Source organism: Legionella santicrucis, from assembly GCF_001468135.1.
Taxonomy (GTDB): domain Bacteria; phylum Pseudomonadota; class Gammaproteobacteria; order Legionellales; family Legionellaceae; genus Legionella; species Legionella santicrucis.
The window spans coordinates 45494-65847 of sequence record NZ_LNYU01000012.1 but is presented as its reverse complement, the minus strand read 5'-3'; the positions used below and the strand labels follow the sequence as shown (position 1 = coordinate 65847).

Sequence of the window (20354 nt, the reverse complement as noted above, 5' to 3'; positions counted from 1 at the left end):
ATTTGAGTTAAAATATGTTGTTACAGTTCATCCGAAGCGTAATTGTTCTAACATTGCTTTAGCTGCTAACTGCTCTGCTTTTCGTCGATTGGAACCTTGGCCAAAGGTTTTTTGTTTCATTCCATTAACAGCACAAGTAATATAAAAAATTTGATTGTGCTCATCACCTTCTATTTTAGTTAATATGTATTCTGGAAGAGGAATTTTTTCTGCCTGTAAATATTCCTGTAATTGCGTTTTCGCATCTTTCAGACAGTCATTTAAATTAGGACTTTCAAGTCGGGATCGATATAATTTTAGAATCACTTCTTTTGCACAATCTACTCCACCATCTAGAAAAACAGCTGCGAAAACAGCTTCTAACGCATCAGAAAGAATCGAAGCTCGACGAAAACCTCCACTTTTTAGTTCACCTTGACCTAAAAAAAGAAAATCACCAAGCTCAATTTCTTTAGCTAACTCAACCAGCATCTCGCCTCGCACCAGAAATGAACGTAACCGACTTAATTGGCCTTCACTTTGTAAGGGGAATCGATGAAACAATTCATTTGCAATGACAAAACTTAAGATAGAATCCCCTAGAAATTCAAAACGCTCATAATTTTCGCTACCCACACTACAATGAGTCAATGCTTGTTTGAGATATGCACTATTTTTAAAGTGATAGCCTAATCGTCGGCATAATCGTTCTAGATCAATTTTCACTACCTGCTACCACCTCTTCAGTATGATTAAAATCAAATAATAAACTCACATTATATATTAAAGGCTTTATCACTTGATATTTTAATCTGACCATAAATTTATTAGCCCCTATAGGTTCAATAGTTAATTGATTTTCATTTAAGCTTGTTATTCCGTTAATATCAAGGTGTTTATCTAAAACACCTCTCAACTCATTAATATCCTGCATTGAATCACCTGTCAAATTAGATGCAGGTATAGAATTTAAATCATCAATCGACTTAATTATAGAATAATATTGCAAATAAACAGGTACAACACGCATGATTACTGTGGCTGCTATAACGATTGCTACTATAGTCAGTAATGTTCCTATGAAAGTCATTCCCTGCTGCTTATACATGCTCAATTCCTCGTAATTATCAAAACCAATCCCTAGGACTTTACTTTTAAGAAATCTTGCCTTTGCTCTTTGCCTAGGGGATTAATTTTCCAATTTTTGACCAACGTACATTATCTGTTTTACCATTCCAACTCATCCAGACCAGAAATGCTTTTCCTCTTAAATAAGGTTCAGGTACAAATCCCCAAAATCGACTATCTGCACTATCATCTCTATTATCTCCCATCATAAAATAATTGCCTTCGGGAACGACAATGTCAAAATCCACAGCAGGAATATCTGTTCTAACAAAAATATCATGCACCGTTCCATTCAAATTTTCTTGATATTTAGATACTGCTTTTCCAGAACTCTCATCAATTGTGTACTCAATAAAAGTCTGTTTTGCTACTTTTCCATTTACTGTTAATACCTTATTGTGGTAACTGATTTTATCACCAGGAATACCAATCACTCTTTTGATATAATCATAAGAAGGATCAGGTGGCCAGCGAAATACAGCAATATCGCCAACTTTAGGATCAGATATGGTAATGACTTTCTTTTCCCAAACCGGAAGTCTCAAACCATAAATAAACTTATTCACTGCCACAAAATCGCCAACTAACAAAGTAGGCTCAAGTGATCCGGAGGGTATACGAAACGGTTCAATGAGAAAGGAACGTAAGATCAAGACAATAAAAAAAACAGGAAAAAATGAACGCGAATACTCAATAATCTTAGTGGGTTTTTGATCCTCTCCACGCTTTTTTGCCCAAAATAGGATATCAAGCAAATAGATAAACCCGCTGACAAAAGATAAGACAACTAATATTAAAGCAAAATTCATAACTTTAGATCCTAAAAAATACACCTATTTCTTTTTATCTGTTTGAAAAACAGCCATAAATGCTTCTTGGGGTATTTCCACATGTCCAACTTGTTTCATACGTTTTTTACCCGCTTTTTGCTTTTCCAATAATTTTCGTTTACGTGTCACATCACCACCATAACATTTTGCAGTAACATTCTTACGTAAAGCTTTAACTGTTTGTCGAGCAATAATATGGCTTCCCAATGCCGCTTGAATTGCTACATCAAACATTTGTCGTGGAATCAAATCTCGCATTTTCTCTGCAATCAATTTACCTCGGCTATGTGCCGAAGAACGGTGAACAATGACAGAAAGCGCATCAACACGTTCACTATTGATCAAAATGTCCATTTTTACTAAATCCGCTTCCTGAAAGCGCAGAAAATTATAATCTAATGAAGCATAACCGCGACTTACTGATTTTAGACGGTCAAAAAAATCTGAAACTACTTCGCTCATAGGAATATCATACGTTACAGAAACCTGTCGACCACTATAAGTCATATTCACTTGCACACCACGCCGCTCAATACACAAGTTAATAATAGAACCAAGATAGTCTTGAGGTACTAATATATTAGCTCTTACTATAGGTTCATACATTTCTTTAATTTGTGGAGTTGGTGGAAGAAGAGAGGGATTATCAATAAGTAAAGTTTCCCCTTTTTGAGTTACTATTTGATAAACTACCGTAGGTGCTGTAGAAATTAAATCTAAATTATATTCTCTTTCCAGACGCTCTTGGACAATTTCCATATGCAGCATTCCTAAGAAACCACAACGGAAACCAAAACCAAGCGCCTCTGATGATTCAGGCTCATAAAATAATGAAGCATCATTTAAACTTAATTTAGCTAATGCCTCCCGAAAAGCCTCAAAATCATCAGCACTAATAGGAAATAAACCCGCATAAACTTGAGGTTTAACCCGTTGAAATCCAGGAAGCTCTTTATCTGCAGGATTTTTTTCTAGAGTCAGTGTATCACCAACAGGAGCCCCTTGAATTTCTTTAATTCCAGCAACGACATAACCCACCTCACCTGCATTGAGTGCATCAAGTTTAGTACGTTTTGGGGTAAATATACCTACTTGATCAACCTCATAAGAACGACCAGTAGACATCACTCGCATCTTATCGCCTTTGCGTATTGAGCCATTAACGATGCGTACTAAAGAAACCACACCAAGATAACTATCAAACCAAGAATCAATAATTAATGCTTGTAGCGATTCATTAATATCACCTTCTGGTGGAGGAATATGTTTGACTAATGCTTCAAGTACATCCTCAACTCCCAAACCAACTTTGGCACTTACTCTTATTGCATCGTGTGCGTCTACACCAATAATATCTTCAATTTCAGAAATAACGCGTTCGGGCTCTGCTTGAGGTAAATCAATTTTATTAAGCACTGGTAACACAGACAATGATTGATCAATTGCGGTATAACATACTGCAACGGTCTGTGCTTCCACGCCCTGGGCTGCATCGACAACCAAAATAGCACCTTCGCAGGCGGCAAGGGAACGAGACACCTCATAGCTAAAATCCACATGTCCTGGTGTATCGATAAAATTTAATAAATAGGATTTACCATCTTTTGCCAAGTAATTTAAGGAAACACATTGCGCCTTAATTGTGATTCCTCGCTCTCGTTCAATGTCCATAGAATCGAGAACTTGTGCACTCATTTCACGTTCAGTTAAACCGCCACAAATTTGAATAAACCTATCAGCCAAGGTTGATTTACCATGATCGATATGGGCAATAATTGAAAAATTACGAATTCGCTTTAAATCACTCAACTGTAATAACCTTTTTGCAAATAGCGCATTTTAGCTTAAATATGCTCGGTCTGAAAGTATTTGCTAATGCATCGTATTTTTAATAAAATTTGTTCCTTCGTTTTAATATATATAGAGTATGCTATGAGACGAGCACATAGTTTGGGGTTTATTGCACTGATACTGTTCTTTTTCCCTTTTTCAATTTATTCAGATACTGCATTTACACAAAGAAAGGATGTCCAACTTTTTATTAAAAATATGGTAAAACAATATCATTTTAGTGCTAAAGAGCTTACTGCGACAATGAATCAGGTAGTAATTCAGCCTCAAATTATTGAGTCAATGGAAAAGCCTTATGAAAAGAAAAATTGGGATGTGTATCGAGATATATTCTTAACCCCTGCCCGTTTAAACAGTGGGCTAAGTTATTGGGTTGCTAATAGAAAAGCTTTAGAAAAAGCACAAAAAAAATACGGTGTTCCTCCAGAAATTATTGTCGCAATTTTGGGCGTAGAAACCTTATATGGAGAGAAGCAAGGTGAATACCGAGTTCTTGATGCCTTAGCAACACTGGCATTCAACTATCCAAAACGCTCGCCCTATTTCACCAAAGAATTAAAAGAATACCTACTTCTTTGCCGTGAGCATGGAGTTTCTGCGACACAATATAAGGGCTCTTATGCTGGTGCTATAGGCCAACCTCAATTTATGCCAAGCAGCTATCGTAATTTTGCTGTTGATTTTAACAATACTGGTAAACGTGACCTAGTCACTAATAACGATGACTCTATAGGAAGTATCGCAAATTATTTCTATCACCATGGTTGGAAGTCAAATGATGGGGTTGCACAACATGCTGTGTTAAGAGGAAAACAATATAAGTATATTCATATGAATCCTAGAACAGCGAATTACTCCTATGCACAATTAATAGCAAATGGAGTAAGACCTGTAACAGCTGCGCATAATCATCCTTCACGTGCAGGTTTGATTGAACTTACTACTGCTCAAGGAAATGAATATTGGATAGCTTATCCAAATTTCTTTGTCATTACTCGTTACAATTCAAGCCCTCAATATGCGCTTGTAGTTTATTTATTAGCCCAACAATTAAAGCAGCAATGGACAGTAATGAATCACAAAAAACATAGAGCTTACACTTAAGAATGGATACTCTTTTTCTATTCACAAAACATCTTGATGAGAATGGATGTTTTTGTCTAAAAATTAATGCAGATGGAACATTAATTGTTCCACCTGCAAAACGTAATTTTATTGAAATTAAAACCTTACAAAATGACTGTAAGACGTTAGTCATTGAAACCAGCGAACAAGCAAGCCTTTTTGATCTTGAGTTGTCATGGCTTCCTGAGCGAAAAGCTAGAGCTGCGATTCCTTATGCGCTAGAAGATAAATTAGCACAACCAGTGGATGAACTGCATTTTGCATTTGATAGAGCAAGATATCAAAATAACCAATACTTAATTTCCGTTGTAAGTAAGCAAAGAATTCGCTACCTGATGCAATTGTTTCAAGAGCATAATATCGAATTTGTGGGAATTACATTAGATTGGTTTGCTTTAGAGCCCAAAGAACTCTGCTTCCATGAAACAACCCTACTTATTAATACTGAAGAGTTTAAAGGTGCTCTTAAAGAAGAGCTAATTGATATCTATCTTAAAAATCACCCTGATCAACAGCCTCTGCTTTTTGCAGATAGCCCTTCAGCTTACTCCAGCTTTCCACAAAAAGAAGAATACTCTTCCGTCTGGATTGCACAAAGAATATTAAAAACTAAATTAATGAATCTCTGCCAAGGCGAAATGCAACATGGAGATAAAGCAAATTTACTAAAAAAGAGATATCTACTAACCGCTGCACTTTTTTGTCTTTGGTTAATATCGCTTTTATCAGTGAATGCTATTGAGTTACATTCATTAAATAAACAAACTCAAAAAATTGATGATCAGATCGCTGTGATCTATCATGAATTTTTTCCTGATGCGAAACAGGTTATTAGCCCTAAATTTCGCATTACACAACTTTTAAAAAACAATAATGAAGAAGATCAAAATCGTTTTTGGTTTTTACTCAATCAATTTGCTAAAGTAATGAAAAATGATCGAATTACTCTAGAGCAATTACGATTTCAAAATAAAACTCTATCCGTGACTCTAATAAGTACTGACTTTGCCAGTCTGGAAGAATTAGAAAATGAATTAAAAAAACTTCAATTAAAAGTAAAGCAAACTCAAGCATCTACCCATGAGCAGCAAGTTGTCGCAACTTTGGAGTTAACATGAAATCTTATTTAAGTACACTCAATGAACGAGAAAAATGGATGCTCATTGGAACGGGGTTGTGTCTTGTTCTCTACATATATTATCTTTTCTTATATACACCATTAAATAATCGCGTAACCCAAAAATCAGCGCAATTAGTTGATAAAATGAACACTTTGCAGTGGATGAAAAAGATAAAACAACAAGGTCGTACAACACAAACGAAACAAATAGTGAATAACAGTCAATTATTAACTGCATTAGCAACCCAACTTAAAAATGATCCTACATTGAAGTTTCCTTATCAGTTGCAACAAACTGGTTCCGGTGATATCCAACTCACTTTTGATGCGGTTGCGTTTAACTTATTTATTGTTTGGCTGGAAAAAATTAATCAGGGATATGCCATCGCAGTGAAGCAATTCGAAGCAGATCGCACAAAAACACCAGGAGTAACTCGTTTAATGATCCTCATTAGCTCTACAGCAAAAACAACATAAAAAAGCTGACTTGAAAAAGACCTCTTTTTTTAAAGATCTCCTGGATGTGGCGCATGAGCTAACAGAGCAATTAAAGATATTGAAAAAATAATCCTTGCAATCAATAAAGATGTAGGATTTGTTCCTTTATATGCAATAATACCAGAAACGAGACATATAATTAGAAAAACATAAGCATGAGAAAACATTTATTTCCTTATTGTATCTGCTTTACTCTAAACATAATTATTGTTGAACACTACTCCAATTAATCACCGAAGCGCCACTTTTAATTTCAGGCGGTAACGCATTAAGTGCTTTTTGAGCCTCTTCTGCACTAGTATACGTACCGTATACTCCTTTATAATGAGTTTTACCATCACGATCATATTTTACTTGTGCCATACGATCATTTTTTGGGGCTTTGTAAAGGACTTGCGCTACTTGAGATGCCTTATCTCCTTCAGTCAGTTCAATCGTATAACCTTGAGGATTCTGGCTATTTACCCAAGTTTGATCTCTATCCTTAAATGATACCGGAGAATGAAGCTCCCCTACATGATATGAATCAGGAACCATAACTTCTTGTTTTTGCCTATAACTATAATCATAATTAATCGTATTGTAATTATTTAACGTATATGGTTGTGCAGGATCATAAATATATGTTGGATAATTTGGATATTCATTCTTATCCATCATAGAACAAGAAGACATACTAAAAGCACAAATCCCTATAAGCGTTAATTTAAATGTATCATTCATGATCATTCCCCTAATTTATAATTCTTCTTATTAGTCGTTACGCCTTGAGCTCACAACAACACCAACTTAAGAAAAGCTGGTATTTATTCGTCTGCTCCCCGGATTAGGCAAAGCCATAATCCGGGGAGCATGGTACAAAACTCCCAGATTACGATTGCGTCTAATCCGGGCTGCATGCACTTAAATTGACGCCATTACCGAACCCAAAGCATGTATTCAACCTATTGGTATTTACAATTCTTCTTGATTACTATATCTACGCATTTAGAAAAAACTTTAGGTTTTTGTGTTGTTAAAGAACAAATTATGTCTTACAGTAATTGTTTTTATTAGGGCAATAGCTTATGTGGACACACAGACGTTCAGGACAAACCAATCAAAGAGGCTCTCAAGATCATCGAGATCCCTATGAGCGAGATCGAACACGTGTCATCCATTGCCCTGCATTTAGAAGATTACAAAGAAAAACACAGATTTTAGGAACTGATGAAGGAGATTTCCATCGTACTCGACTCACACACTCCTTAGAAGTAGATTCAATAGGTCGTAGTATCGTACATAATCTTTTGATAACCCGAGAAAAGCATTTAATGCTTTCTGGTTTATTACCTAATGATGATCTTATCTCTGTTATATGTTTACTTCATGATATTGGCCACCCACCTTTTGGTCATGGAGGCGAAGTAGCGCTGAACTATATGATGCGCAATTATGGTGGTTTTGAAGCAAATGGACAAACGCTAAGGTTACTTACTAAAGTTGAAAGTAGTTATGGAACTTATGGCCTTGATTTAACCCGACGTACACTTCTCGGTATTCTCAAATATCCGGTAAAACGCTCTACTGTTGTTGCACCTCAACAACCCCCAATCCATGAATCCATTCATAAAACTATCAAAATTAACGACTGGTTACCTCCCAAAGCCTATTTTGATTGCGAACAACCCGAGATTGATTGGTTGCTTTCCCCTTTTTCTAATAATGATAAAAAATTATTTCAAGCCCTCACATACCTTCCCCAAGGAACAAAGGTAGGTAAATCGGCTTATCATAGCTTTGATTGTTCCATCATGGATATCGCTGATGATATTGCTTATGGGGTTCATGATCTCGAAGATGCCATCCATTTAAGACTAATAAATCCTGCCCATCTGGATACTCAAGAATTCAGACTACTTTTAGCTAATACTTCATTAAATCATCGGAAAACCCATCTCATTGATTCTTTATTTTCATCAGATTTATATTCAAGAAAACAAACTATTGGTGAAATGGTCAACTATTTCATTACTTCTACTCAGATCATTATCACGAACGAAAACTTTGAAAATAATTTACTTAAATATAATCTTGCATTAATTCCAGAGGCAGATGCACTGCTCCACTATTTGAAACAATGCATTTACAATAATGTTATTGATTCCCAAGAGGCACGCACTTTTGAGTATGGCGGACAAACAGTGGTACTTAGATTATTTGATGCCATCAGCTCAAATCCTGGCAGTTTATTAGATAATAAAAATAGAATATTGTTTAAAGAGGCTGAGGATGAAACTACTGCATATCGAATTGTTTGTGATTACATCGCCAATATGACTGATGAATATGCATATAGAATGCATGAGCGATTGTTTGGATTTAACACAAGGACAATTTTTGAAAGGCTTTAATTCCGAACTCAAGGTGGCTCCACAATAAAGTTAATTGAGGTAAATTAACAAAATCACAGTACATAATGTTTTGGAAAGAAGTACTTTAGCGATAAAAAACCAATAAAAGCTAGGGTTTTGTGTGCTTGATTAGTGCCCCGGAAATGAGGAAGATCTGGAAAAGACTTAATTATTGCTCCAGATTTGGGAAAGAGCCGAAAAATTTAAATTCTAGAATAAAAAAGTATTAAAATGGCGTCCCCAAGGGGGTTCGAACCCCTGTTCCCGCCGTGAAAGGGCGGTGTCCTAGGCCTCTAGACGATGGGGACCTGGAACATTTTTCACCATCAACATCTGAGATGTTGATGGTGGAGCTAGGCGGGATCGAACCGCCGACCTCTTGCATGCCATGCAAGCGCTCTCCCAGCTGAGCTATAACCCCAAAATTAGGTTCGCAGTTTAATGAGCTCTCTCAGCTCTGTCAAGTAAATTTTACATTTTTCCAAAAGAAGAGACTTTTAATCCCCAAAACTGATACTTTATATGATTAAATTAAACTCACTGAATCGTCAGTACTAAATTATACGAGCCAATTCATAATAAGTTTAAAAAAAATAAAATAACTTCTATTCTATTATATCCCAGCCCCAAATTAGTCCTTGTACTGCTAATCTTAATTATTTATTGAATCGCTTTGTCTACTCCACTCAATTGATCATTTTAATTGCAATAAGATTGATATGCTATCATTTAATATATAGATGTTTCAATTGGTGTAATGAATGAACATTGAACTCAGTAATCAAATTGAAGAATATAAATCTCAATATAAAATGGCAGATTCTCTTGCAGAAAAACTTAATGTTATTGTTGATTTCAGGTTATACGTAGCTAGCTTTAATGATGGGATTTTCGGCCCAGAAGTTAACGAAAAAGATAAAAATGAAGTTATTCAGGAACTAGAAACTCTTAAAAAAGACTTAAATCAATATTGTCTAGAGAAAAAAATCAACATAACAAACATTAACGACATGTGTGAAAAAAGACAGCAAGTAGGTACTTTAATTTCAGAAGTCGAAATCTTATGTAATCGAAACGAAAAACAGACCCTAACTCAAACAATCGCTAATGCTTATCATATTTATAATACTTGCCAAAAAGCCTTGATAGAAAAGGACTATGTATTGCCCAGTGAAAAAGAAGAATTACAAAAAACAGCAGAAAAGTATATGAATATAATGAAAACTCTTTGTAATAGAACAAATAATACACTGACATTGATAGCAGGTAAAAGAGTTTACCAAGCAATTAGTAATGAAGATGAGTTACCAAAAAAATTAAAGTTGGATGGAGATAAATATAATCTGGTACCTAACGAAAGTATTAAGTTAAATAAGATTCCTGCAGAGAATAATGCGACTAGTACAGCAAAATATAGATGGAGGAGGACAGCAAAACTTGCTTTAGCCAAGGAGCGCGGACAATTATTGGAAGTGAATGAGCTTTCCAAACAACAAGATATCAAGGGACAAACAAAAATGCTTGAACCTAAAGAGCGCGATCCTCATCGTGCACTCATTCGAGATGGAAAGATTGTAAGATATGATAGAGAATTATCCACAACAACACTTGCTGATACATCAGATATGCTGTCTCACGGCAAAGGAGGATACTGCGCTTTTACGATTAACGCAGATGGAGACATGTATCTTTTTAATCATAAAGATAAAACGGATAAAGTGGCTCATTCAACCATGACTGAAGGAGGATTAGTATTAGGCGCAGGTGAAATGCAAATTAAAAACGGTCAAATCGAAGTAATTACTTGTTATAGTGGTCATTACAGGCCGGGAGTTAAAAATATATATGAAACTTTGAAACATTTGGTAGAAAAAAATATCGATATTTCTCAAATCAAAGTTGCCTTTTTAGAGGAACCTAAAGAATTAGAACATCTCACGAAACAAACCATTGACTTACCCGATAAAGTTGTAAGTAGTTCCGGAGATCTTTGTCATATTGAAGAGGTTCTTTCAGATGTTTCTCACCAAGATAGGCAAACCCACTTAGGCTTACGCTATGCTTATAATGCTCAGGATATAGTTAACCATATGAATTTGCTTTCAAAACAACAGACAATTAAGGAAAACTTATCCGAATTTAAAAATATAGAGGATCCGAATAAAACTACTGAGCAAATAAAATTTTCAAATAATTAATTGATGATCCTGTCATATAAATAATGCTGCTTTCATAGCTCGGTTGAGTACAAGAAAATATTTAGTAAACTCCCCCTAAAATCGCTATCAAATGATTTAAAAAAGATTTTTATGAGTATTTACCCTACATAACTCGCTTTGTACATTCTTTTTTTTTCATTATAATGAAATCAATTTTAAAGAAAAAAGAACAGATGCTTCTCTTTTTTATCAGATAATTTACTGAACAAAGTTGAAATATTTCTGCATATTTTTCTAAATTTTACAGGAGTTTCATTGTGGCTCAATCTCCCCAAAATAAATACCTTCAATCCCTACTGGAAAACTTGATTTCTTCATATGAAACCGAGGTCAATTATAACCCTATTGAAATTGAACTTGATCCAGCACAAGTCTCCTCTAAGGACATTGATACTTTATTAGGTTTTGTTAGCGAGCCACGCCAACGTCTTTTTATTTTTAAAATCCCTGGCAATGAACACACTTCAAATCAACTTGCCCTTAGTGCACGTCGCACCGTATTAAATAAAACAGCAGAAACAATACTCCAAAATACCTCGAGTGGACCTAAAATTTATCCTTTAAAAAAGGCCTTAGTTACAAACTCCCAATCGGTTCGAGCTCGTATCCAAATTCAAAAAAGCTTTGTGTTACCTAAAGCTCCAAGCATTCAAAAGGATACTAGACAAGAACATATAGAACATATAGTAACAGAAGATTCTGCTCTCATTTCTATTGAGTTGCCTGAATTTCCTGCACTTACCCAGCAACTTAAAGCCCTAGGTATTATGCACCTCCAAGAATCCGCTGTATTAAAAATTAAAGAATTTTCTTATGCATTTAAGGATGGAATTATTCCCAATAATCTACCTAAGGGATTTTATATTAATAAAGACAAACAAGCGCTTTGTTATACTGATACACCAAGAAGGCTTCCCTCTGCATTAGCTCCTACACTTAAAAATCAAACCTCACTTATTTTACCTTCTACAGAACTAATAGCCGGTTTATTACCGGATATTTCTCAAAGCACCATAGCCTTACTAATGAACACGTCTTACTCAACAGCACAAAAAAATGCTTTGATTCGTTTATTTCCCAAATATGAAGATGAACTCAAAGCATTACTGCAAGTTACTAAATCCAATACCCCATCTATTATTTCGCAAAAACAAATTCAGTCTATAGTCCCATTTTTGTGCAAACAATTTCTGCTTGGTGGTGAAGCGCATACTCTTTTATTAGTAAGGTTACTTAGTACCTGTTTAAATAAAAAAATTAGTCTTGCATTTCTCGAAAATCCAGAGGTACAAAACTCACTTTTGACTCCCCGAGGCATTAAAAATCTTCAAAAATTAGCCTATCTTCCCGCAGAGCAAAAGGAGTGGTGGAATGGTTTAGCCACTGCTCATCTAAACTATGATAAAAGTAGTTTTGACTTTAATATTTTTTTTGAGGCCTATACTCAAGTATTCCTACCTAGAATCGCAGAAAAAAACTTGACCCTTCCTAATCCATGCCCCATCGAACATAAGGGTCATCTTCTTATTACATTAAACCGCGTATTAGATGTTATAGAGCATGCAGAAAATCCACAAGAACAATGTCTTTCTTTAACTCAACTTAATTGGGGACCAACAGGCGTACACCATGCAATGACGCAAAAATCTGCGTCTAAACAATTTAAGCACGTAGCTTCTTGTATGAAAATCGAAAATCATGAAGATACGATTACCGATCCAGAACTCATTTACCAACAAATCGAAAATGAACATTGCCAACTCACGCCATGGTTATTTCGATATATAGGACAACATTGGAAAAAGGAACTTAGACTGTCCGATATTCAAACCCAACTATCTGATATTGAAAAACTTAGCGCCTGGACACCGCTACAAAGAAAACAATTAATTTTTATCTTAACCTGCACTTTTGCCGACAAAACAACTCTTAACGTCGAACAATGGCAACAAAACTTAACCAGTTGTATTCACTTATTACAACAATTAAATCAAAATCAGCGAAGCGATTTATTACAAGTCTTTACCCGCTGTTTTAAATTTAAACCCGTCCCTTCTTTGGTACAAATAGATTTTTTACTAAAACAATGCATTGAAATTAAAGATGCATTTCCCAATAAAAATTTTAAAAATGATCTGATTGAACCTCTTATTTCTTGCTTAGAGAATGAAGGATTTGATGTATTTAACATAGTACAAGAACGCATTCAAAAAACTGCACCATCTTCAGAGGACAATCGATACTCACATTCAGTCATAAACTCTTTCACAACAATAGTACAAGAGAATCGCCAAATTTTACCCCCTGATCTCATCAAATTATTAGCAAAACTTAATGAGCCCGTTTTAACCCAGCCAAACATTAATAATTTATTATTAGCACTGCAAAACTTACACGCTATGAAAGGTGATGCTTTTAGTGAAATCGTTTTGAGCGCTTTAAGTCAAATTAATATCTCTAAATCACCATCGTTGCCCAAAATTGGGCAAATTCAAACGCTACTTGAAACACTGGCAAACTCACCAAGCTCTATTCCAACTGAAAATAAAACAGTTGAGAGACAAGAGGATTGGATAAAAGAATACATCATTGAAAAAAATCTTTTGCCAGGTTGCGTGATAGGCAATGGCGATATTTCTAAGCTTGATGATCTGATTGTCGATGCATTAGTTGATGCCATAAAAAAGCGAAGCGCTGCATTTAAAATCGATTCACTCAAAGCTGTATTACAAAAAAATCTACAAAGCTTTATCGTACCTAAACAATTAAGAGAGCAATTGAATCTAGAGTTAATACCACTTTTTGATGCAGTCAATGATCTGGTTAATTTATTACAAAGCCCCAACCCCAAATTTCCAAATGTGATTGAAAAATTACGTTTTTTTGAAGAAAAAAAACCTATATTACTTAATGGCATGTATGGAGTGGGCATTCTTGGGCAAACGAAAGGGGAATATATATTAAGTTTCTTGCTTACTGGAAAAAGACATGCTCATGACAATACTACAGGCTCAGCATTTGCAACTATTTTAAGTCAGTTGCATGGGTTATTTATTTCTGAAATGAATGCCTTCTTTGGTAATCCACAAAATAAACTTCTAGTTAAAGATTTAGATATAAATACAAGTCTTTCTTGGATGGCTGCATTTAATGACACACACTCTTTAACATTCTTTTTCAAAGAGGAACTCATTCAGAAGAAAGTCTTACCTGCATTAAAGAAAACACTTCAACAGCTCAATACTCAAGATCCCGAGTTTGAAAGAAATATTCTTAATGAAGCAACATTGCTTGTTGAAAATGCCCCCTCTGATCACTCTTTACAAGAGTATAAAAACAAAATTGAATCCATCGCCAATTATCTCAATTTGCTTATTGATATACATGAACAGTTACCTGAGCAATTCAATAAAATCTATAAGCAATTAAGTTCAGGTGCTTTAACCCGCTTAAATTATACTCAAAAACAAATTCTGATTAATAAGTTAATTCAAGACAAGATCGAAAATTTAGATCTTTATTTAAAATTAACAACGCAAGCCTTGGAAGAAAATCCTGATGCAGAAAGTGATGCTATTGAACGAGGGATTCATGGTTTAGTAGAACTTTTCGAATTAACTGATCTTGATCCTGAAGCACAAGTAATGTTCTTTAAAATGAGTATGGCTCATAATTTAAAAAGTACTAGCCCTTTTCCCTTAGCTGCATTAAATGAATTAAAAAAATCGAATCTTCCCGAACACATTAAGTCATTAATTATAAAAAAAATAATTCATATTTTAACCGAACTTTCAGGAGCAACCTCTCCCGAGCTCGTACAAAACCTAGTACAGCAAACTCAATTATTCTTAACTCATAATCAAGGTCAAGCAGAACTTTGTATTGCTTTATTAAACCGTTTTTCTCCAGAAAACCCCGATCAAGATCTCAATGCCTATCCTCTTATTCTTCAACAATTAATGCAAATCAATTCGGAAAATAGAGCAAAAATTGCAACAATTTTAACTGGCCTTGCGCAAAACAAAAAAGATTATACAGTCAACTTATTTGCTTTATTAGAAGTAACTAAAGGTTTAGGACGACGTTCTTCAGTCGACATTGATCAAGTTTTAAAATTATTTACCACTCCCCCCTATCCTAATACTCAAAGCTTAAACTCTGCATTACTTGCCCATGACTCAGAAAAACTTCGGGCCTATTGTTTAAGCTTTGATACTAATCCCTTTGCTCAAACAGGAGAACAAAGAGATTTAAACAAACAATTTGCAACAGATAGAGTGAAAGAGGCTTTAATAAGCTTACAAGATTCACTTCATGAAATGGATTTACCTCATTCATTACAATTGAAACTTGCAAAGCAATTAACTTTTATCGAAACCTTGGGTTATACCGATCCATTAAATCCCGATGATTTTAAAACCCTAAAAAAATTAACTGCAAGTTCGCGGCACGATTTAAAAGAACGAGCAAAGATATTACTTATGCAATTATGTTCAAAATCAATTGAGCCTGAGCAAGTTGAAATCACCTGTTTAGAGCTGCTCGCCTATCTTAGAGAAATTTATTTTCGTACTACAGGATTATTCCCAAACACCACACAAATGCTTATCTTATTACTTGCTTTAAATGATCCATCCTCCAATTTATTAATGCGTATCAAAACAGGGGAAGGAAAAAGCATTAATACACCCATGCTCTCTGTTTTGCAATGGACCCAAGGTGGAACGGTCGATCAGTGTACCGCCAATCCACAACTTTTAATTCGCGATTTCGAAAATAATTGTGAACCATTTTTTAAATTTTTAGAAATTGAAACAGCACTTATCCAACATGATAGCCCTCCAGAAGTTTATAAGCATAATGGAATTAACTGTTCTACAGTTGAGGATATGGCCTTTTTCCGCTTATCTGCAAAAGAATCCAAAAAAGAAAACCTACTCAAAACCAACGGACCAATTCATGTTGTTTTAGATGAGTGTGATGATGCCCTTTTAGATCAAGTAACCCTTTATAAATTAGTCGCAGAAAATGAAAAACTCGATGAAAATCCCGCTGAATGGATTTATCCGCTTGCTTATCAATTCATTAATCTACCAACATTTCGCAATATCGATCCAGCGCAAGGAAAAGTTTGGGATGAAGAGGAAGATCTAGAGCAGTTTCGTTTATTTCTAAATAAAGAAATCAATGAGCAATTCAAAGGCAGCGTTGAAAAGCAAAATTATTTGATGGCATCAAGCAATACCCAATTAAAACAATGGATTCATGCAAGTTGTATTGCGGCAACACTTGTAGAAAACAAACATTTTATTATTCAACCACTTAAAGAAAAAGATGAATCAGGACACGAAACAACCAAAAAAATTATTTGCGTGCCCTTAATACGCAGTACTCCTAAAACAGGATCTATTTTCACTGAAGCTGTACAGCAAGCATTACAGGCTCGTCTTAAAGCTGAGCGAAAAGATCATGCTCAATATTTTGTTATTGATCCAGTTCCTTCAGTCTTATCCAACCAATCAGCCCGAGGTTTAATCAAATTTTACCAAAATACGAATGGGCGTTTACTGGGCATTTCTGCAACACCAGGAGATAAGCGAGAATTAGAAAGCTTGGCTACTGCAATCGGTACACAAGCAATTAGTGTTGCCCCCTATGCAGGTGATAAACGCATCAACCATGCCCCTATTTTTACTTTAAATCGTGAAGAAACCATTCAAGCGATGCATAAAACTCTGGACAAGATTAAATGCTCTATTACTAAACCAACAATGGAAATCAATCCTGATACCGAGATTCAAACTTATGCAGAACGTGAAACATTAATTACACAAACTAAAAGGGCTATTGAAAAATGGAGCCATACTCAAACCCAGCCCATTCTGGTCATCAGTGAGGATTTTGATGAAGCGCAGGCCCTTGGTACTAGCTTAAAAGCATATAAAGATCAAGGATTCAAAATTCAAATTATCACTGGAAAAGAGAGCTCTGGTGAATTAGATCGCATTATTAAGCAAGCAGGACAAGTTAATACCATCACTGTGGGTACAGCAATGCTTGCAAAAGGGATAGATATAAATACAGGAGATCACCCTAAGGGCTTATTCGTCATCCAAACCTACCCCGATACAGAAAGAATGACCACTCAAATTGCTGGGCGTGCTGCTCGAAATGGTAAGCCAGGTGAATGGCTGCCTATTTATCAAGTTAAACCACCAGAAGATTTATTCACTCAATTTTTTTATTATGTTTTTCCCTGGAGACGCCAACATATCAATGAACGTGCTGTTGAATTATTAAGAAATAAAATCAAATCACAAGCAGCTATTGATGGACTATATACTCAGGCGATTGATGAAGCACAACACATATTAATGCAACAAATTGAGGCCTGGGAAGGGTTACTTCTCGAACTTTACCCAGATGATCCTAAGATGCAATTTGAATTCTATCAGTGGCGTGAAGCTCTTTTAGGTGAGCTAACTCGATCCCAAGAAACAAGTATCTCTGAGAGTACTCTTGCTACAAGCATTAACCAATTTAAAATCTTTGCGTGTAAGCTTTGGGAAATTGCTCGCGAAGAAAAATGGACAGCTAAAGCAGAAAAAGCAACACATATGACTAACGAACAAAGTCTAAGGCTAAAATATTTAAAACAATTAAACTTCGCTCAAGAATTGAATGTGCAAACTCAATTACTGCAAAAATCGAAACCATTTACAGATGCAACCAAAGCATTAATACAGCAAAATCTTGAAACCATTATTGCTGATAAAGCTGGAGCCGTACTTGACTACACAAAACCTAGTGGCGAGATGAAAACAGATTTGGAGCTTGCACAAAGTAAACAAATTTTACCTCAACTGATTGGAGAATTCTGTGCTGTTTGCCCAGAAGCAATAGAAAAATTCTTCCCAACTCATTCGCAAAACTCCTCGTTTATACCTGAAATAATCACCAATGTGATTAACAAAGTAATCGAGAAAAAAAATAAAATTTTATATAACGAGGAAAAGAAAGAGTTGACTGAAAGTATTATTCAGTTCTATCAAAAGAAATTGATGAAGGCAGATCGCAATAAAGTCCAAGAATTGTTATTGCAAATGAAATCATTAATGCTCAATCACTGCCAAGAATCTCGTCAGTTTCCATTAGTAGAACAATTTAAAATTCAAGGATTGGTTCTTAATTTTTGTACTCTGTATCAAAACTCAGCCTTACCTGCAGACATCCATTTAAAAAATCTTCAGACACATTATAACGAAGAAATAATGAAACGACTGGCCCAACGTCTTTGTGAAGAATTTTCCTGGGTAAAAGAAAATCCAGAACCTTTTCATGCGCTATTTGAACGTACTGTAGCCAAAGAAGCAGCCTTAGCTCTTTATAAGCTGGCTGAGAATGTAAGGGACTCATACCAAGACAAAGATAAAATTCAAGCCCTTTATATTGAACTTAAGAAACAACAAGCAATCTTGAAAGATAAGTATCTGATTTCAGTAGGCCACTCATCCCCTCGCAATGTAATTAATGATGCCTTGAATGCAATAGACTCATTAACGCATCCCTTACATTGTGATCTTGATTTTCGAAAAAACTGCCATGATAAAGTGGTTTCAAAACACCACATCGACGCATTTCGCCGTTATTTGGCAAGTGCATCACCTTACTTCTTCGAAACTTATGATCCCGTTTGGAGTCATCTAAAAGAAACCTTGCTTAACATAAGTCATCAAAGTAAAAATAATCCAGGTCATATAGTACAAGAACTCTACGAAGCCACAGAACGATTTAGTACTTATGAAGCATACAAGCCTTATTCAAATCAACTTAATGCATTGAAAAAAAAGCTTCTTAGTTCAATTAAGGAATTAAATAAAACTGATGGATTAAACCAAGACACCCTAAAAAATTTATTAGTCCAAAAAAAGACCCAATTTGCGCACTTATTGAATGTAAATCCTGAGCAGATTCGTATTCAAAATGGTACTGATGGAATTCAATCCTACATAGAAATACAAGTGGCAGATGCACCATTAAAAGAGGGGTTTACAGGGTATCAATCTGCTTTCTTATCCCGAATAGAAAATGAACGAAATGAACTCAAAAAATTACAGCTAACACTTGAAGAAAATAAAGAAGCTCTTCTTAACTTATCTGATAAACGTGTAATTGAAACTCTTCCTCTGCTAAAACGAGCAGAATTTGAGAAGTTATTTAGATTAAAAGCACTTGTAGCTGAAGATTGGAATAATATCAATATTGATCGCTCAGAACTGCCTGAATTCATTCAAAAAAGGTTCACCCAGAGCGATGAAATGAGACAATGGAATTGGATCAAAAACCCAGTCGATCTCGATCAACTAAAAATGATGTTAGATATGAATCCAGATGAATTTTTTATTGATCTCATTGAGGAACAATCAAGAATAAAAAATAATCTTGAAGAGATACGAAGTAAGATACAAGATACTGAGGAACAAATCCGTAAACAAGAAAAAGAAATCTTAGAAACACAAAATAGAATTAAAGCAGCACAAGAACGCAGACAACAGTCTGATTGCGGCTATCTAGAAAGCGCTTCTTTAATGAGTCAAATCGTTTTTCATCAAAGCAAAATTATTTATATTAATCAATTAATCGCAAAATATGAGCAGTTTATAAAAGCAACTCAAAATGAAGAAATTGAGTGTATTGAAAAATTACGCAATCATAATCAATTAATTGATGATAAAAGAATCGAGTTTATAAAAGCTCATTTGCAGCAAACGAAACACGAGCTTATATCCTCGCTGCAAGAGACCTGTAAACAACAAATTACTAAGATACAAAAAGAGTTACAAATTACAGAACCTACTATTGATGCATTAGAAAATACTGAGCGCCAAAAATCACGTTACCAAACACAGCGCTTTTTCAAAACAAGTGAGTTCTTAAAATATGAAGCAAGTTTATCCCATGAAGAAGCACTCATTCCTAAAAAAACATCAGTACAAAACACACTTTTTAACAAAACCAATCTGACAAATGGAGAAAAACATCAAGCACCTTCTTTAACTTATAACGTATAATTAGGATAACTCATCATATGGCTGCAAATACCAAATGATATTTGCAGTATCATTTTGCGTGGCTTAAACTGATCATAAGGAAATGGTGTTGTTATTTTTCTCCTACGAAGCGCTAGGTCCAAAGGAATACGGCAACATCT

12 protein-coding genes and 2 tRNA genes are annotated in these 20354 nt (G+C 35.1%); 6 read left to right on the top strand and 8 right to left on the bottom strand.

Annotated elements, in window-relative coordinates; genetic code table 11:
• Positions 1 to 27: 27 nt before the first annotated feature.
• The 4 genes from rnc to lepA form a co-directional block, all read right to left on the bottom strand.
• Complete coding sequence (rnc, locus tag Lsan_RS03555) at positions 28 to 705, bottom strand: ribonuclease III (protein ID WP_058513158.1); 678 nt, start codon at positions 703 to 705, stop codon at positions 28 to 30.
• On the bottom strand, positions 695 to 1087 hold the full coding sequence (locus tag Lsan_RS03550; RefSeq protein WP_058513157.1) for a DUF4845 domain-containing protein: 393 nt from the start codon (positions 1085 to 1087) through the stop codon (positions 695 to 697). The genes rnc and Lsan_RS03550 overlap by 11 nt, the downstream gene beginning before the upstream one ends.
• Before the next feature lie 73 nt (positions 1088 to 1160).
• Positions 1161 to 1916 (bottom strand): signal peptidase I, encoded by a 756-nt coding sequence (lepB, locus tag Lsan_RS03545; protein WP_058513156.1) that lies wholly within the window; start codon positions 1914 to 1916, stop codon positions 1161 to 1163.
• Between the two features lie 24 nt (positions 1917 to 1940).
• Entirely contained in the window at positions 1941 to 3746 is a 1806-nt protein-coding gene (gene lepA, locus Lsan_RS03540; protein ID WP_058513155.1) for a translation elongation factor 4, read from the bottom strand.
• Between the two features lie 123 nt (positions 3747 to 3869).
• Here lepA and mltB point away from each other — a divergent pair, with 123 nt between their 5' ends.
• The 3 genes from mltB to lspM are packed head-to-tail and all read left to right on the top strand — an operon-like array spanning position 3870 to position 6510.
• Positions 3870 to 4892 (top strand): lytic murein transglycosylase B, encoded by a 1023-nt coding sequence (mltB, locus tag Lsan_RS03535; RefSeq protein ID WP_058513154.1) that lies wholly within the window; start codon positions 3870 to 3872, stop codon positions 4890 to 4892.
• 2 nt (positions 4893 to 4894) lie between these two features.
• Positions 4895 to 6031, top strand: a complete 1137-nt coding sequence (gene gspL / locus Lsan_RS03530; RefSeq protein WP_058513153.1) for a type II secretion system protein GspL — start codon at positions 4895 to 4897, stop codon at positions 6029 to 6031.
• Entirely contained in the window at positions 6028 to 6510 is a 483-nt protein-coding gene (gene lspM / locus Lsan_RS03525; protein ID WP_058513152.1) for a GspM family type II secretion system protein LspM, read from the top strand. Before gspL ends, lspM begins: the two co-directional genes overlap by 4 nt.
• 29 nt (positions 6511 to 6539) lie before the next feature.
• Here lspM and Lsan_RS21930 read toward each other — a convergent pair whose 3' ends face one another.
• Complete coding sequence (locus tag Lsan_RS21930; protein WP_133134283.1) at positions 6540 to 6698, bottom strand: DUF1328 domain-containing protein; 159 nt, start codon at positions 6696 to 6698, stop codon at positions 6540 to 6542.
• Positions 6699 to 6735: 37 nt separating this feature from the next.
• Positions 6736 to 7254 (bottom strand): hypothetical protein, encoded by a 519-nt coding sequence (locus Lsan_RS03520; protein WP_058513151.1) that lies wholly within the window; start codon positions 7252 to 7254, stop codon positions 6736 to 6738.
• Positions 7255 to 7598: 344 nt separating this feature from the next.
• Here Lsan_RS03520 and Lsan_RS03515 point away from each other — a divergent pair, with 344 nt between their 5' ends.
• Entirely contained in the window at positions 7599 to 8924 is a 1326-nt protein-coding gene (locus tag Lsan_RS03515; RefSeq protein ID WP_058513150.1) for an anti-phage deoxyguanosine triphosphatase, read from the top strand.
• Between the two features lie 232 nt (positions 8925 to 9156).
• Here the strand turns inward: Lsan_RS03515 and Lsan_RS03510 are convergent.
• Positions 9157 to 9232: transfer RNA gene (locus Lsan_RS03510), tRNA-Glu, on the bottom strand.
• 37 nt (positions 9233 to 9269) lie between these two features.
• A tRNA-Ala gene (locus Lsan_RS03505) sits at positions 9270 to 9345 on the bottom strand.
• A gap of 340 nt (positions 9346 to 9685) precedes the next feature.
• Between Lsan_RS03505 and Lsan_RS22825 the strand changes: the two genes are divergently transcribed.
• Positions 9686 to 11122 carry a hypothetical protein gene (locus tag Lsan_RS22825; RefSeq protein WP_237762022.1) on the top strand — a complete coding sequence of 479 codons (1437 nt, stop codon included), beginning with the start codon at positions 9686 to 9688 and terminating at the stop codon, positions 11120 to 11122.
• A gap of 278 nt (positions 11123 to 11400) precedes the next feature.
• A complete protein-coding gene (locus tag Lsan_RS03490) occupies positions 11401 to 20214 on the top strand; it encodes a helicase-related protein (protein WP_058513149.1) in 8814 nt (2937 codons plus the stop codon).
• Positions 20215 to 20354 lie beyond the last annotated feature (140 nt).

Excerpts from the sequence above, each read along its gene's own strand:
- Lsan_RS03520 (WP_058513151.1), bottom strand. The coding sequence starts at position 7,254 with ATGAATGATACATTTAAATTAACGCTTATAGGGATTTGTGCTTTTAGT.
- Lsan_RS03515 (WP_058513150.1), top strand. The coding sequence starts at position 7,599 with ATGTGGACACACAGACGTTCAGGACAAACCAATCAAAGAGGCTCTCAA.
- Lsan_RS21930 (WP_133134283.1), bottom strand. The coding sequence starts at position 6,698 with ATGTTTTCTCATGCTTATGTTTTTCTAATTATATGTCTCGTTTCTGGT.
- Lsan_RS22825 (WP_237762022.1), top strand. The coding sequence starts at position 9,686 with ATGAACATTGAACTCAGTAATCAAATTGAAGAATATAAATCTCAATAT.
- Lsan_RS03550 (WP_058513157.1), bottom strand. The coding sequence starts at position 1,087 with ATGTATAAGCAGCAGGGAATGACTTTCATAGGAACATTACTGACTATA.
- lepB (WP_058513156.1), bottom strand. The coding sequence starts at position 1,916 with ATGAATTTTGCTTTAATATTAGTTGTCTTATCTTTTGTCAGCGGGTTT.
- mltB (WP_058513154.1), top strand. The coding sequence starts at position 3,870 with ATGAGACGAGCACATAGTTTGGGGTTTATTGCACTGATACTGTTCTTT.
- lspM (WP_058513152.1), top strand. The coding sequence starts at position 6,028 with ATGAAATCTTATTTAAGTACACTCAATGAACGAGAAAAATGGATGCTC.
- gspL (WP_058513153.1), top strand. The coding sequence starts at position 4,895 with ATGGATACTCTTTTTCTATTCACAAAACATCTTGATGAGAATGGATGT.